Source organism: Nitratireductor sp. PBL-C9 (assembly GCF_050877045.1).
In the GTDB taxonomy this organism is placed as follows: Bacteria; Pseudomonadota; Alphaproteobacteria; order Rhizobiales; family Rhizobiaceae; genus Nitratireductor; species Nitratireductor aquimarinus.
The window spans coordinates 127,901-141,860 of the sequence record NZ_JBPAXW010000009.1; the positions used below are offsets into that span (position 1 = coordinate 127,901).

The following is a 13,960-nucleotide window of genomic DNA, read 5'->3' on the forward strand; positions in this document are numbered from 1 at the left end:
GGCTCTACTTCTTGCCGACCTTGCCGCCGACCGCATCGATCCTGTCGATGTCGGCCAGCCCCCAGGGCATCTGCCTGTCGCGGAAAATGCGTTTGCCCAGCCTCGGGTAATCGCCCACATCATGCGCAAGCCGCTCGCCAACGACGATGCAGCGCAGCGTTTCATTTCCCGTGTTCTTGATTGAATGGGCCAGCCCGCCCTTTCTGTAGCCGATGAAGTCTCCGGGGCCGATTGCGTGCTCTTCATCGCCGATAAAGGCCGTGGCGGAACCCGCCAGCACGAACACGCATTCGTCTTCGTGGTAATGGCAGTGGTGTTCCGTCGTTTCATAGCCGGGCTCCACTTCGATGATGTGGAAGCCGAAGCCGCTCAGACCCGTGAGGTCGCCAAGAGACTTGTTCAGACGCTGCGCATTGGGGTTGAGAAAGTGGGTCTTCTTCAAACCCTCCATCTCGGCAATTTCGCTGCTTTTAACGAGATATGTCGTGCTCAAAACCATTCCCTCCAGAATTGCTTCGTAGAAACGGGCTGACCCTATTGCATCGGGCAAAAAAGTGGAAATCGGCTCCGGTGTCTGGCCGCTTCTGGAGAAGGTCATGGGTGCCCGGACATGCCGGGCATGGCGAAAGGCGGCATGTGCACCGTTCCATCGAGCGGCTGGCACGAGCCCCTTGCCAGCCATTCGATGCGAAGCCTGCACGTCGCTTTTCGTCATCCTCAAAGAGAGGACCCATGTTCGTTCAGAGCCTTTCGGGAAAGCCGAAACGCCCCGAATGGCTCTGTTGTCCGATGCCTGTACGCGTTGGAGGCGACGCTCAGATGAACGTGGCGATTTCCTCCAGCGGCTTCTTCTCCATTGCGTGTTCGGGAATGGTGGCGTCCTCCTTTGGATAGCCGACCACCATCAGGATATAGGGTTTGTCATGCGGGTCGCGACCGCACAGCTCGTTTAGAAAGCTCATCGGGTTCGGCGTGTGCGTAAGAGTTGCCAGACCTGCCTTGTGCAGGGCTGTAATCAGAAAGCCGGTTGCGATGCTCACGGACTCTGGAACGTAGTAGTTCTTGCGCTTCACGCCATCGGCCGAGCGGCTGCGGCGTTCGCCGAAAACGCAGATGAGCCAGGGCGCTTCTTCCAGAAACGGCTTGCTTGCATCGGTGCCGAGCGGGGCCAGCGCATGAAGCCATTCTTCACCCGCGCGTCCTTCGTAAAACGCTTTCTCCTCGGCCTCCGCCGCCTCGCGGATCTGTTTCTTTACCGCCGGATTGCCGATCACCGCGAAGTGCCAGGGCTGGTGGTTTGCGCCATTGGGCGCGGTGCCTGCTGCCTTGATGCAGGTTTCGATGATGTCGCGCGGCACGGGGCGGGTGGAGAAGTCGCGCACGGTGTGGCGTGTGCGGATCTCGTCATAGAAGGCCTGTGCGCGGGCCCGCATCTCCTCGACCGGAAGCTCCCTGTAATCGGGAAGTGGAACCGGACGGTATTCCTGTGTGGCCTTTTCGCTCATGCGGACGTCTCCTCCATTTTGTCCGATAAGATTGTCGGACAATCTAGATGGGCTGGTTCCGGCGTCAAGCCTTGGCGTTGCGCTGGTTGCCCTTTGCTTTGCTTTTTGCGGGCGCTGGCGGTGCGGCGAAATGATCGTCAGGCAGCGACTGGATGAGCTGCCGCGCATTCTCCACATGATCGAGCATCGCAGCTTCCGCGCCTGCCGTGTCATCGGCCACCACGCAATCCGTCAGCTGCCTGTGCTGCCGGTTGGTGTCGAACACATCACGCCGGTCCACCAGCACGCGAAACTGCAACCAGTAGAGCGAGTTGGAAAGCCGCGTCAGCGTCTCGTTCAGAAGGGGATTGTCCGCTGTCTCGCGAAACAGCCGGTGGAAACGGGCGTTGAGTTCGGAGAACCGGTTCATGTCGCCCTGTTCGGCTGCGGCGTCCAGATCCGCCTGCAGCGCGACAAGCGTTTCGGGTGCTTGGTGAAGCACAGGCAGGGCGAGCTTCACCGCCAGCGTTTCCAGTGCCCCGCGCACCTGGAAGAGGTTATCCACCTCGCTGCGCGAGAGCTGGCGCACCATCACGCCGCGATGCGGTTCCGCCGTCAAAAGCCCGTCTGCCGTCAGGCGTCGAAAGGCTTCCCGCACCGAGGAGCGCGAAACGCCCAGCCGGCTGGTGAAGGCGTTCTCCGTCAGTCTCTGGCCCGGAACCAGACGCCCGTCGCGCACGGCTTCCGTCAGCGCGTCGGCCACGGTCTCTACAGTGGATCGGGAATCGGTTTCTTCCATGTCCGTCAGAGTGTGCGCAGGCAATGGTCCTGACAAGCCCGACCTCACCGGTTCGTTTTCAAGCCAGGACCGAGCGTTTGGCCCTATTGGCCGTAGCGTGCTTCCAGATGTTTCTTGAAATGCGCGGCATTGAGCGGCTCGCCGGTGGCCCGTTCGATCAGCTCCGGCGTCGACCAGCGCGAGCCCTGCGACCAGATCCGTTCACGCCGCCAGTCGTTCACCGCATCGAACTGGCCCTTGGCGAACTGCGCGTTCACGTCCGGGATGTCCTTCTCGATGGCCGACCATTGCTGCGCCGCGATCATCGCGCCGAGCGTGTAGGAGGGGAAATAGCCGAAGGCGGCGGATGGCCAGTGCACGTCCTGCATCGGGCCGTCCTGCGGCGTGTCGATGGTCGACAGGCCCAGATAGGCCTTCATCTTCGCGTCCCAGGCTTCCGGCAGGTCGGCGGCTTCCAGCTTGCCGGCGATCAGGTCCTGCTCCAGCTCGAAACGCAGGATCACGTGCAGCGGATAGGTCACCTCGTCGGCGTCGACGCGGATCAGCCCGCGCTCCACATGGTGCACATGGGGCAGGATCTCGTCCATCGACCAGTCTTCGCCCAGATGCTTCGCCACCACCGGCAGCGCCCATTCCCAGAAGGCGGGGCTGCGGCCGATCTGCTTTTCAACGAACAGGCTCTGGCTTTCATGCATCGCCATGCCGCGCGCCTTGCCAAGCGGCCAGTGCGCCCAGGCCTGCGGCAGGTTCTGTTCATAGAGCGCGTGGCCGGTCTCGTGCAGAATGCCCATCAGCGAAGAGAGAAACTCGTCTGAACGGTAGCGCGTGGTGATCCGCACATCGGTCGGAACGCCGCCGCAGAACGGGTGATGCGAGACCGACAGGCTGCCGCGCGTCAGGTCGAAACCGACCGCCGCCATCATGGCGAGGCCAAGCTCGCGCTGCTTCTCGACGGCGTAATGTCCGGAGAGCGGGCGCAGGGGATTTTGCGCGCGTTTCGTTTTCTGGATTTCCAGCGCATTTGGCACGAAATCCACCAGAAACGACTTCAAATCCTCGAAAACGGGGGCGATTTCCGCCGTTCTGTTTCCGGGGTCGAATTGCTCCATCAGCGCGTCATAGGGCGCAAGGCCAAGCGCCTCGGCGCGCATCTGCGCCTCCTCCCGCGCCAGCTCGATAACCCCTTCCAGCGCCGGCAGAAAACCCGCCCAGTCGCCCTTGCCACGGGCCTCGCGCCACAGCTGTTCGCAGCGCATGCGGTTGCGCGTCTGGCGCTCCACGAAATCGGCCGGGAGGCAGGTCAGGTTGACGTAATTTCGGCGAAATTCGGAAATTGCCGCTTTTTGCTCTGCGTTCAGGTCTTCCTGTTCGGCGGCCTCGATCCAGTCGGCAATCTCGGGTGCTGCGGCCTGACGGTGGGCCATGCCGGCAAGGGCAGACATGGCTTCGGCGCGGGCCTCGCCGCCACCGGGCGCCATATGCGTCGCCTCATCCGCACCGAGGATCGCCAGCGCGTGATTGAGCGCTTCGATCCTGTGGCCGAGTTCATCGAGTTTCTGAAAGGACATGGAACACCTCGTCGGGGCATTGGGAGGAACGACGCCCGCAGATGCAGGCGTCGATTGTTTGAAGGAGGGGACACGAAGCCGGGCGGCTTCGCAAGCCGTGTCGTCAGCGCTCGGTGAGCTTCAGCTCGATGCGGCGATTGCGGGCACGCGCTTCCCGCGTGTCTTCCGTGTCGAGCGGCTGATACTCGCCGAAACCGGCTGCAACGAGCCGGTTGGCGGGGACGCCGTTCTCGATCAGAAACTTGACGACCGCCGTGGCGCGGGCCGTGGAAAGCTCCCAGTTGTCGCGGAAGCGACCGGTGCCCGAAAGCGGCACGTCATCCGTATGGCCGTCGACGCGCAGAACCCAGTTGATCTCCGGCGGGATCTCTTTTTGCAGTTCGAGAATGGCGTCGGCAAGCTTGCGCATCTCGTCCTGCCCGTTCGGATTGATCTCCGTCGCACCCGACGGGAACAGAACCTCGGACTGGAAGACGAAACGGTCGCCGACAATGCGGATGTTTTCGCGGTCGGAGAGGATTTCGCGCAACCGGCCGAAGAAATCCGAGCGATAGCGGTTCAGTTCCTGCACGCGCTGCGCCAGCGCCACGTTCAGGCGGCGGCCAAGATCGGCGATCTTGGTGCGGGACTCCCGGTCGCGCGCTTCGGAAACCTCAAGCGCGGCTTCCAGCGCGCCGATCTGCTTGCGCAGCGCCGAAATCTGCTGGTTGAGCAGCTCCACCTGCGAAAGCGCCCGCTGGCTGACCAGACGCTCCTCGTCGAGCGCGCCCGAAAGCTCGCCAATGCGGGCTTCCGCCTGCTCGCTCTGGCCGCTGCCACTGGCCAGCAGCGTTTCCAGCCGGGAACGGTCGGCGCGGATGTCTTCCAGCGAGGCGCGCAGGCTGGCGATGGTGTCCTCGGCGTCCTGGCTGTTGGCCTGTTCGAGCGCCAGAAGCTGCGTCAGCTCGTTGATCTGCGCATTGAGCCGGTCGAGCACGGCGTCCTTGCCGGTGATCTCCTGGCTCAGAAAATACTGCGCCAGCACGAAAACCGAGAGCAGGAACATGATGGCGAGCAGAAGCGTCGCCATGGCGTCCACGAAACCCGGCCAGTAGTCGACGTGGCGGTCGTTGCGGCGTCCACGGGCAAGCGCCATGTCAGCTGTCCCGCTTCTTCAGCGTCGTCGCCAGCTTTTCAAGTGTGGCGCGCATGGCGCGCTGCTCTTCCGCCTGGGATTCCACCCAGTCGCGCATCATCTGCTGTTCACTGCGCATGTTCTTCACAAGACCGGAAATGCCCTCGGCCAGATTGGCCATGGAGGCCGCAAGGCGCGGATTGGAGGTTCCATCCTCCTGAACCGCGCGCAGCTTGTCGGCCAGCTGCTGCATTTCGCTGGACGCGCCGCTGCGGCCCTCTGCGATGTCGGAGCCAAGGTCGGTGACGGACGAGAGCCAGTTTTCCAGCTCGGTATAGAAACGGTTCTGCGCGCGGCCCGCCTGAAGGTCGAGGAAGCCCAGGATCAGCGAGCCTGAAAGACCGAACAGCGAGGAGGAGAACGCCGTGCCCATGCCTTCCAGCGGGGCTGACAGGCCGGATTTCAGCGCGTCGAGAATGTCGTTGGCATTGCCCGATGCGGGGTCGAGCGACTGGATGGTGTCACCGATGGACCCGATGGTCTGCAACAGGCCCCAGAACGTGCCGAGCAGGCCGAGAAAGACCAGTAGGCCGATCAGGTAACGCGAAATGTCGCGGCTCTCGTCGAGGCGGGTGGCGATGGAATCGAGGATCGAGCGCATGGAGCTGGTCGACAGCGCCATCGAAGAGGCCCGGCTCAAAAGCGCCTTCATCGGTGCGAGAAGGACCGGATCGGCCGCATCCGTGCCGGCGCGGAAGGAATTGACCCACCGTACCTCGCGGAACAGGCGGATCACCTGCATGAAAGCGAGCAGGATGCCGATCAGCAGAACGCCGAGAATGAGCCCGTTCAGCCCCGGATTGGTCTGAAAGGCGGAAGCGATCTGCCGGTAAAGGATTGCCGCAACGAAGCCGGCAATCGCCAGAAACACCAGCATGGAAAAGAGGAAGACTTGGGGGCTCGACAAGGTATGCGGGTCGTAATCGAGCCCGTAGGATGGTTCGTCGTCCCCACGCGATTTCAGCAAGGCCATCTGCTCCTCGTGTCCACTGCGCCGCAGAACCAGTATTGATTCCTGTATGGCGCAGGATTCTAATCGTAAATATGACGAAATTGAAAGCCGCAGACAGTATCCGGTTATGAGCGCATCAGCTTTTTGATGTCGCAACGACAAAGCCCGGGACCTTTCGATCCCGGGCTTTGCTGGTTCTGAAACACCGTGCGGGACGGGGTTGAATCAGGCTTTTTTTGCGGCCGGCTTGCCGAGCGTCTTGACCAGTGCGCGGTGAATGGCTTCGTTGCCGGCGACGATCTGGCCGCTGTCGAACATCTTGTCGCGGCCCGTCTTATCGCTGACGAAACCACCGGCTTCGCGCACGAGGATGATGCCGGCGGCAATGTCCCAGGGCGAAAGCGTATCTTCCCAGAAACCGTCCATCCGGCCCGCCGCCACATAGGCGAGGTCGAGCGCCGCAGAGCCAAGCCGGCGGATGCCCGCCGTCTCGCCCATGACATTGCGCAGGTCGAGCAGGGCCGTGCCGTGGTGGCCGCGACCCAGATGCGGAATGCCGGTGCCGACAACGGCGTCGGACAGCTTGGTGCGCGCCGCGACACGCAGACGGCGGTCGTTGAGGAACGCGCCGCCACCGCGCTCGGCGGTGTAGAGCTCGTCCATGGCCGGGTTGTAGATGACGCCGGCGACGATCTGGCCCTGACGTTCCAGGGCAATCGAGATCGAGAAGATCGGAATGCCGTGCAGGAAGTTCGTGGTGCCGTCGAGCGGATCGACGATCCAGCGGTGCTGCGGGTCGTCACCCTCCACCGTGCCGCTCTCTTCCATCAGGAAGGAGTAGCCCGGACGGGCGCGCGACAGCTCGGCGTGAATGATGTCTTCCGCCTTGCGGTCGGCCTGGCTCACATAGTCGCCAGGGCCCTTGAGCGAAACCTGCAGGTTCTGGACCTCGCCGAAATCGCGAGCGAGGGAGCGGCCTGCCTTCATGGCAGCCTGAACCATGACGTTGATAATCGCCGAACGGGCCATGGGATGTAAGCTTTCGTAAGTGTGTGTTTCGCGGAAGCGCCGGGTTTATTCGCCGCGGCGCAGATAGGTGAGTTCGTTGGTGTCGACGACGATCCGCTCGCCAGCCTCGATGAAGGGCGGCACCATCACGCGCACGCCGTTCTCCAGAACCGCCGGCTTGTAGGAAGAAGCAGCCGTCTGGCCCTTCACCACCGGGTCGGCCTCGGCAATCGTCAGCGTGACCTGATCCGGCAGGGAGATGCCGATCGGCTTTTCTTCGTAGAGCTCGACCGTGACGGTCATGCCGTCCTGAAGGAATGCGGCGCGGTCGCCGACGAAGTCCTTCTGCAGCTCGAGCTGCTCATAGGTCTCGGAGTCCATGAACACCAGAGCGTCTTCCTGCTCGTAGAGGAAGCTGAAGTCCTTCTGCTCGAGGCGAACGCGCTCGACGGTTTCGGCAGCGCGGAAGCGCTCGTTGAGCTTCGTGCCGTCGATCAGGTTCTTCAGTTCGACCTGGTTGTATGCGCCGCCCTTGCCGGGCTTCACAGCGTTGGTCTTCACCGCAACCCAGAGGCCGCCATTGTGTTCGATGACGTTGCCGGGGCGAATTTCATTGCCGTTGATTTTCATATGGATCGTCCTGCGGGTCTTGAGCGCGCCAGCGGTTCACGTCCTGCATTTGCATCCCGGCTGCATCGGCCGCGAGAGCAAAGGTTGGAAACAGCAAAACCGCCAGCAAGTTTATGTTTCCAGTGGAGTGAATTCGACATCCGATCTCAAGACCGCATTGCGGATTTCGAATGGCGAGTTCATTCCACTGGCGCGCAATTCGGCGCTTCCAAGACCATAAAAAGCGGTCCAAGGCAAGTCATGCGGCCTTTGGGGGCGTCCGAAAAATGCTAGCGGAGCCGATTTGCGCGCTGGATGGCTTCCTTCATTTCTTCCGGCGTGAGGCCGGCCAGAAAGTCTTCCATCTCCGGATCGATCAACCCGGCGCGGCGCGCGGAGATATACCATGCAGCGCCTTCAATCGTGTCAGGGTCGGTGCCGACGCCGGCGCGATAGAGCTTGGCGAGGCGGTTCTGCGCGGCGATGTTGCCGCCTTCGGCTGCGCGCTTGAGCCAGGCGAACCCGGTTTCCGCATTGCGCTCCCCGCCACGGCCTTCGACCATCCACGTGCCCAGATCGAGCTGTGCGGTGTCGTAATTCTGCCTGGCTGCACGATCAAGCCATGAACGGGCGACCTTGTCATCGGCCTCGCGCCCGCCAAACCCGTTGGCATAGACCTGGGACATCGCATACTGCGCGTCGGCCAGCCCGGCATTGGCGGCCTTCTCGTAATAGGAGACAGCGCGTTCGCGACTTTCGAAGCTCGACTGCCGGTCGAGGATCATCTGCGCGAGGTTGAACTGGGCGAGCCGGTTGCCATTGTCGGCCGCCACCTGCATGAGTTCGAAGGCGCGGTCGGTGTTCTTCTCGACGAAGCCGCCGTCAAGCAGCATCAGCGCATACTGGAACTGCGCCTCGGGAACGCCCTGCTGCGCGGCCTTTGAATACCATTCGGCGGCCTTCTTCGCGTCGCGCGCCATGCCAAGGCCACGGGCATAGATCTCTGCGATGAGGGTCTGCGCAGCCGGGTCGCCCGCCTCTGCGCGGGGCAGGGCCAGATTGTGCGCGGTCAGATAGTAGCCGCGCTGAAAGGCGCCATAGGCGGCGTCCGGCAGCTTGCCGAAGCGGTCCGGGTCCACCTGATCCACCGTGGGGGCGGAAAGCGGCCTGTCGCCGACCGGTTGCAGCCGGTCTGCCCGGGGCGCCTGCTTTTCAGTCCCGGTTGTGGCGGGTGTCGTTTCTGCGGCCTTTTCCGGGCCGGCGTCGCCGGCTGCCTGCGCTGTCGCGGCAAGCCCGCAGAACAGGGCGGCAAGCAATGCTACCGGCTGGAGGCGCGCGCGCATAATCAGGCTCCTTGAGCGTTCTGGGAGGTCTTCTCGAGAATGACGTTGGCTTCCTTCACGGCGGCGGCGGCGTCGATCTCGTCAGCGAAGACGGCCGCACCGAGCGCAATGAAGTCGCAGCCGCTCTGTGCCACGGGTTCTGCCGAGGCGACCGCATTGCCGCCCATCACGATGCAGGGGATCTGGACCATTTCCGACCACCATTCGCCCAGCGTGAGGTTGCGCGGGTGCGGTTCCGGCTTGTTGTCGTATCCGAAACGGCCGAAGAACAGATAATCGGGCTGCATTTCGCCGCGCTGAAGCGCGTCGTCGCGGGTTTTCACGCCGCCTGCGCCGATCATCATGCGATCCTGATATTTCTCGATGATTTCGGCCAGCTCTTCGAGCGGGCCGTCGACATGGATGCCGTCTGCCTTCACCCGCGCGGCGATGCGCGGCGCGCCGGCGATCATCACGGCGACGCCGTGCGCCTGCGCGATGGGGGTGAGGCGCTCGGCACGGGCCTGGAAGCTGACCTCGTCCTGCCCGTAATCGGGAATGATGAGGGAAGCGACATCGCCGGCGGCGAGGGCTGCTTCCAGATGTGCTTCGTCATTGGCAGCCAGTTCCGGCGGCGGTGCAATCAATACGAGGCGGCAGCGATTGGTCATGTAGGAACTCCTGGCGTCTCGACGGAACCGACCCGGTTCGTTTCTGACCCGTCATTTTGGTTTGAATGCGGCATAGACGAAGCACGGGGGGATGGACAAGGAAAATTGGTCCTTCCTGCCGGACGCTCGCCAAGTGCGCTCATAAGGATTATGACTGGCGACGCCCGGCCGTCGGGCGATCCAGACGAATTTCATGACACCTTTGCTTTCCGATCCAGCTTTTTATCTTGCAGCGATTCCGGCCGTTCTGCTGGTCGGCCTGTCGAAGGGGGGCTTCGGCGGCGCGATGGCGCTGCTCGGCGTGCCGATGCTTTCTCTGGTCGTGTCGCCGGTGCAGGCGGCGGCGATCCTGCTGCCGATCCTGATCGTCATGGACATCGTCTCGCTCTGGGCCTGGCGTGGTTACATGGACCGCAGGACGCTTTCCATCATGCTGCCTGGCGCGCTGATCGGCATCGCCATCGGCTGGGCGACGGCGGCCGTCGTGACGGAAGGGCATGTGCGCCTGATCGTCGGTCTGGTGACGCTGGCCTTCTTCCTGCGCTGGGCGTTCGAGAAGATCGCAGGGAATGTGCGGATCGCCAGCCAAAGCCGCCCGCGCGGCACTTTCTGGGGCGCGGTTGCGGGCTTCACGAGCTTCGTCGCGCATGCGGGCGGGCCGCCCTATCAGGTCTATGCGCTGCCGCTTGGGCAGGATCCGCGCCTTTACACGGGAACGAGCGTGGTCTTTTTCGCCATCGTCAACGCGGTGAAGCTCGTTCCCTATTTCGCGCTCGGGCAGTTCGACCGTTCCAACCTGACGGCGTCGCTGATCCTGATACCGCTTGCGCCGCTCGCCACGCTGGCCGGCGTTTGGGTGATCAAGCGCATGAAGCCGACGATCTTTTATCCGTTCATGTATATCATGGTCCTGATCGTTTCCCTCAAGCTCATCCATGACGGGGTCTTTGACCTTATGGGGTGGTGACGGGTTCGGGAGCCTGTGCTTAAAAGATGAAAACAGCGGGAGGATGTTTGTGACCGGCAATGCTTTCGAACGGGATCTGGACAAGAACCCCGCCAACCACCAGCCGCTGACGCCGCTTGTGCTTCTGGAGCGCGCGGCGAAGGTGTTTCCCGATGACGTGGCGATCATCCATGGCAGCCAGCGCATCACCTATGCGACCTTCTGGGAGCGCTCGCTGAAACTCGCATCGGCGCTTGCCAGCCACGGGATCGGCAAGGGCGATACGGTGACGGTGATGCTGTCCAACACGCCGCCCATGCTGGAGGCGCACCACGCCGTGCCGATGACGAAGGCGGTGCTGCATTCGCTCAACACCCGCCTTGATGCCGCGATCATCGCCTTCCAGCTCGACCATGCGGAGAGCCGGGTGGTGATCGTCGACCGGGAGTTCTCCGGCGTGATGAAGGAGGCGCTGGCGCTGGCGAGCGTCAAGCCGCTGGTCATCGATTATGACGATCCCGACTATGCGGACGATGCGCCCTATCCGAAGGGCGAGCGCATCGGCAGCGCCGATTACGAGGAATTCCTGGCTTCGGGCGATGCCGGGTTTGCCTGGTCCATGCCCGATGACGAATGGGACGCCATCGCGCTGAACTACACGTCCGGCACCACGGGCAATCCCAAGGGAGTGGTCTATCATCACCGCGGTGCGGCGCTGATGACCTATGCCAACACGGTGCATGCGGGGTTGACGCGCGGATCGGTCTATCTGTGGACGCTGCCGATGTTCCACTGCAATGGCTGGTGCTTTCCGTGGACGCTGGCGCTGACGGCGGGAACCCATGTCTGCCTGCGCTGGGTGCGCGCAAAGCCCATGTATGACGCGATTGCCGATCACGGGGTGACGCATCTGTGCGGCGCGCCGATCGTGATGTCGGCGCTGCTCAATGCGCCGGATGAGGAAAAACGCGATTTCTCGCACACGGTGACGTTCAACACGGCAGCGGCTCCGCCGCCCGAAACCGTGCTTTCGGCCATGGCCGAGGCGGGTTTTGCGGTGACCCATCTCTATGGCCTGACGGAAACCTACGGACCGGCCGTGGTCAATGAATGGAAGGGCGAGTGGGATGCGCTCGACGGCGCCGGGCAGGCCGCGCGCAAGGCGCGTCAGGGCGTGCGCTATGCGGCGCTCGAGGGGCTGACCGTGATGGACCCGGAGACGATGGAGGAAACCCCGCGCGATGGCGAGACCATTGGCGAGGTCATGTTCCGCGGCAACATCGTCATGAAGGGCTATCTGAAGAACAGGGCGGCGACGGAAGAGGCTTTCGCCGGCGGCTGGTTCCATTCGGGCGATCTGGGTGTGATGCACCCCGATGGCTACATCCAGCTGAAGGATCGTTCCAAGGACATCATCATTTCGGGCGGCGAGAACATCTCTTCCATCGAGGTGGAGGATGCGCTCTACAAACATCCCGCCATTGCGGCCTGCGGCGTGGTCGCGAAGGCGGATGCGAAGTGGGGCGAAACGCCGGTGGCCTTCGTCGAACTGAAGCCGGGCAGAAGTGCGGAAGCCGAAGAGATCATCGCGCACTGCCGCTCTCTGCTCGCGCATTTCAAGTGCCCGAGAACCATCATTTTCTCTGAAATACCAAAGACTTCGACGGGGAAGATTCAAAAGTTCCGGCTGCGGGATCAGGCCCGGGCGCTGTAGGGAAAAGAGGGCGAACGCTGGCATTCGATGCAATTATCGGTGGCGGCGTTAACCAAGCATTAAGCTTTACATGCGTTTACTGTGTACATCCAGTGATCTGGATTCTTACCGAGTGGCTGGAGCCATTCTGTTTGACGCCTCCCTGTTTAAACTCCTGAGAGCCGCGTTTGCGGCTCTTTTTTTCGACAAAATGAGCATTAACCTTTCATTAAGTAAGAACTTGCCAACAGCTGTGCACAGGCTCATCCTTGCATTGAGTTCTTGGCATTGAGAGTCAGGCTCACTTGTGATTGAACGCATCAGCCGGCGGTGGCCGCAGTTTCGTATAATGGTGGGGCGTAAGCACAATGATTGAAGGCGGGAACGGTCGCGCGACTACGATCAAGCTGGCCGAGCATCGCGTGTTCTCGGATTCTTTCAAGCCTCTCTACAATCAGGGCATGAGCCTGGTTGAAGAGGCCGCGGAGTATCTGGATGGCGAAGGACGCATCGAGGCCAAGGGCCTGACGCGGGCCGGCGCTGCGCTTTATGCGGCCGAATCCATGCGGCTGACCACACGTCTGATGCAGCTTGCCTCGTGGCTTCTTCTGCAGCGCGCCGCCAATTCCGGCGAGATGACGCGCGAGCAGGTGGCTGCCGAGAAGTCCAAAGTGCGTCTCGACACGCATTCGCCGCAGGAGCAGGCCGACGGCTGGTCCGATCTGCCGGAGAATTTCCAGGATCTGGTCATGCGCTCGGTGCGCCTGCAGGACATCGTGCGGCGTATGGACGAAGAGATCTATGGCGGTGCGCCGGCTGCAGCGAACGATGCCGATCTCTACAGCCACAACCCGGTCTTCGAGCAGATCACCCTGCTGAAAACAGCGTTCGGGCACCGCTGATTCCCCACTGAAACAGCGTCTGCGTGAGTGGCAGCGCGATCAGCGCAGATGCGATGATGAGCGTGAAGGCGAGCCGCCGATAGGTCGTGTCGCTGGCGATTCCGTACAGCTTTCCGCCGATGAGCAGGCTCACCACATAGGGCGGGACCATAATCAGGCCGAGCATCACGCGCGGCTCATCGAACAGGCCGGCCGCCCACAGATTGCCTGCGGAAAAGATCTCCGAAATCAGAAACAGCGTCATGAGATTGGCGCGCACCACGGAGACCGGCAGCGCCGACGCCATCCAGTAGATGATGACCGGCGGGCCGGGAATGGCGGCGATGCCCGACAGCGTGCCTGAAATGCCGCCAATGCCGCAGGATACGGGAAAGCCGCGCGGCCCGTGGTAGCGCCAGCCGCTGCGCAGCACCAGCGCACAGCCCAGAATGACGATGCAGATGATCCAGCGCAGCGCGGTTTCGTCGCCATTCTTGAGAATGTAGACGCCAAGCGGCACGAACAGCGCCAGCCCGGCGAGAACCGGCAGCACCTCGCGCCAGCGGGCGAGTTTCACCACCGGCAGGGCGACGGGAAGCGTGGGCAGCGAATCGATGATGACCAGCAGAACCACAGCAGTCACGGGATCGTAGAGCGCGCCGGCAATCGGCGCGACGATGAGCCCCGTGCCGAACCCGGACAGGCCGCGCACCACCCCCGCCACCAGAACGGTGAGGGTGAGAAGGGCAAGACTGAGATCGAGTTCGGGCAGGATTTCGCCTCCAGGCAGTCGGTGTACCCGGACAGGAATGCAGCTGCATCCTAACGCGTGGCAATGGGCCTGCCCACCGCT

The 13,960-nt window shown here is 62.6% G+C and carries 15 protein-coding genes; 3 read left to right on the forward strand and 12 right to left on the reverse strand.

Annotation, left to right across the window (positions count from 1 at the left end):
- Positions 1-4: 4 nt before the first annotated feature.
- From ACRTG1_RS18735 to ACRTG1_RS18785, 11 genes are all read right to left on the reverse strand, one after another.
- The gene (locus ACRTG1_RS18735) at positions 5-493 is read right to left on the reverse strand and encodes a cupin domain-containing protein (protein WP_206546128.1); all 489 of its coding nucleotides are present in this window, start codon (positions 491-493) and stop codon (positions 5-7) included.
- Positions 494-815: 322 nt separating this feature from the next.
- The gene (locus tag ACRTG1_RS18740; protein ID WP_283799964.1) at positions 816-1,505 is read right to left on the reverse strand and encodes a nitroreductase family protein; all 690 of its coding nucleotides are present in this window, start codon (positions 1,503-1,505) and stop codon (positions 816-818) included.
- A gap of 64 nt (positions 1,506-1,569) precedes the next feature.
- Positions 1,570-2,283 carry a GntR family transcriptional regulator gene (locus tag ACRTG1_RS18745; RefSeq protein ID WP_113153248.1) on the reverse strand — a complete coding sequence of 238 codons (714 nt, stop codon included), beginning with the start codon at positions 2,281-2,283 and terminating at the stop codon, positions 1,570-1,572.
- An 83-nt stretch (positions 2,284-2,366) separates the two neighbouring features.
- The gene (locus tag ACRTG1_RS18750; protein WP_432516818.1) at positions 2,367-3,851 is read right to left on the reverse strand and encodes a carboxypeptidase M32; all 1,485 of its coding nucleotides are present in this window, start codon (positions 3,849-3,851) and stop codon (positions 2,367-2,369) included.
- A 103-nt stretch (positions 3,852-3,954) separates the two neighbouring features.
- Positions 3,955-4,986, reverse strand: coding sequence for a peptidoglycan -binding protein (locus ACRTG1_RS18755; RefSeq protein WP_113153246.1), 1,032 nt, complete (start codon positions 4,984-4,986; stop codon positions 3,955-3,957).
- 1 nt (position 4,987) lies between these two features.
- Complete coding sequence (locus tag ACRTG1_RS18760) at positions 4,988-5,998, reverse strand: MotA/TolQ/ExbB proton channel family protein (protein ID WP_297562309.1); 1,011 nt, start codon at positions 5,996-5,998, stop codon at positions 4,988-4,990.
- A 204-nt stretch (positions 5,999-6,202) separates the two neighbouring features.
- Positions 6,203-7,006, reverse strand: a complete 804-nt coding sequence (locus ACRTG1_RS18765; protein WP_420505599.1) for an inositol monophosphatase family protein — start codon at positions 7,004-7,006, stop codon at positions 6,203-6,205.
- A 45-nt stretch (positions 7,007-7,051) separates the two neighbouring features.
- A complete protein-coding gene (gene efp, locus ACRTG1_RS18770) occupies positions 7,052-7,615 on the reverse strand; it encodes an elongation factor P (protein ID WP_113153243.1) in 564 nt (187 codons plus the stop codon).
- Positions 7,596-7,847 (reverse strand): hypothetical protein, encoded by a 252-nt coding sequence (locus ACRTG1_RS18775; RefSeq protein ID WP_206546133.1) that lies wholly within the window; start codon positions 7,845-7,847, stop codon positions 7,596-7,598. The genes efp and ACRTG1_RS18775 overlap by 20 nt, the downstream gene beginning before the upstream one ends.
- Positions 7,848-7,884: 37 nt before the next feature.
- The gene (locus ACRTG1_RS18780) at positions 7,885-8,937 is read right to left on the reverse strand and encodes a tetratricopeptide repeat protein (RefSeq protein ID WP_432516819.1); all 1,053 of its coding nucleotides are present in this window, start codon (positions 8,935-8,937) and stop codon (positions 7,885-7,887) included.
- A 2-nt stretch (positions 8,938-8,939) separates the two neighbouring features.
- Positions 8,940-9,587, reverse strand: a complete 648-nt coding sequence (locus tag ACRTG1_RS18785; protein WP_432516820.1) for a thiamine phosphate synthase — start codon at positions 9,585-9,587, stop codon at positions 8,940-8,942.
- Positions 9,588-9,780: 193 nt separating this feature from the next.
- On the opposite strand from ACRTG1_RS18785, the gene ACRTG1_RS18790 reads away from it, so the two are divergent.
- From ACRTG1_RS18790 to ACRTG1_RS18800, 3 genes are all read left to right on the forward strand, one after another.
- A complete protein-coding gene (locus tag ACRTG1_RS18790; RefSeq protein WP_432516821.1) occupies positions 9,781-10,554 on the forward strand; it encodes a sulfite exporter TauE/SafE family protein in 774 nt (257 codons plus the stop codon).
- Between the two features lie 43 nt (positions 10,555-10,597).
- On the forward strand, positions 10,598-12,247 hold the full coding sequence (locus tag ACRTG1_RS18795) for an acyl-CoA synthetase (RefSeq protein WP_206546137.1): 1,650 nt from the start codon (positions 10,598-10,600) through the stop codon (positions 12,245-12,247).
- A gap of 347 nt (positions 12,248-12,594) precedes the next feature.
- The gene (locus ACRTG1_RS18800) at positions 12,595-13,128 is read left to right on the forward strand and encodes a DUF1465 family protein (RefSeq protein ID WP_113153239.1); all 534 of its coding nucleotides are present in this window, start codon (positions 12,595-12,597) and stop codon (positions 13,126-13,128) included.
- Here the strand turns inward: ACRTG1_RS18800 and ACRTG1_RS18805 are convergent.
- A complete protein-coding gene (locus ACRTG1_RS18805) occupies positions 13,094-13,918 on the reverse strand; it encodes a sulfite exporter TauE/SafE family protein (protein WP_432516874.1) in 825 nt (274 codons plus the stop codon). The two genes, ACRTG1_RS18800 and ACRTG1_RS18805, sit on opposite strands and share 35 nt — an antisense overlap.
- Positions 13,919-13,960 lie beyond the last annotated feature (42 nt).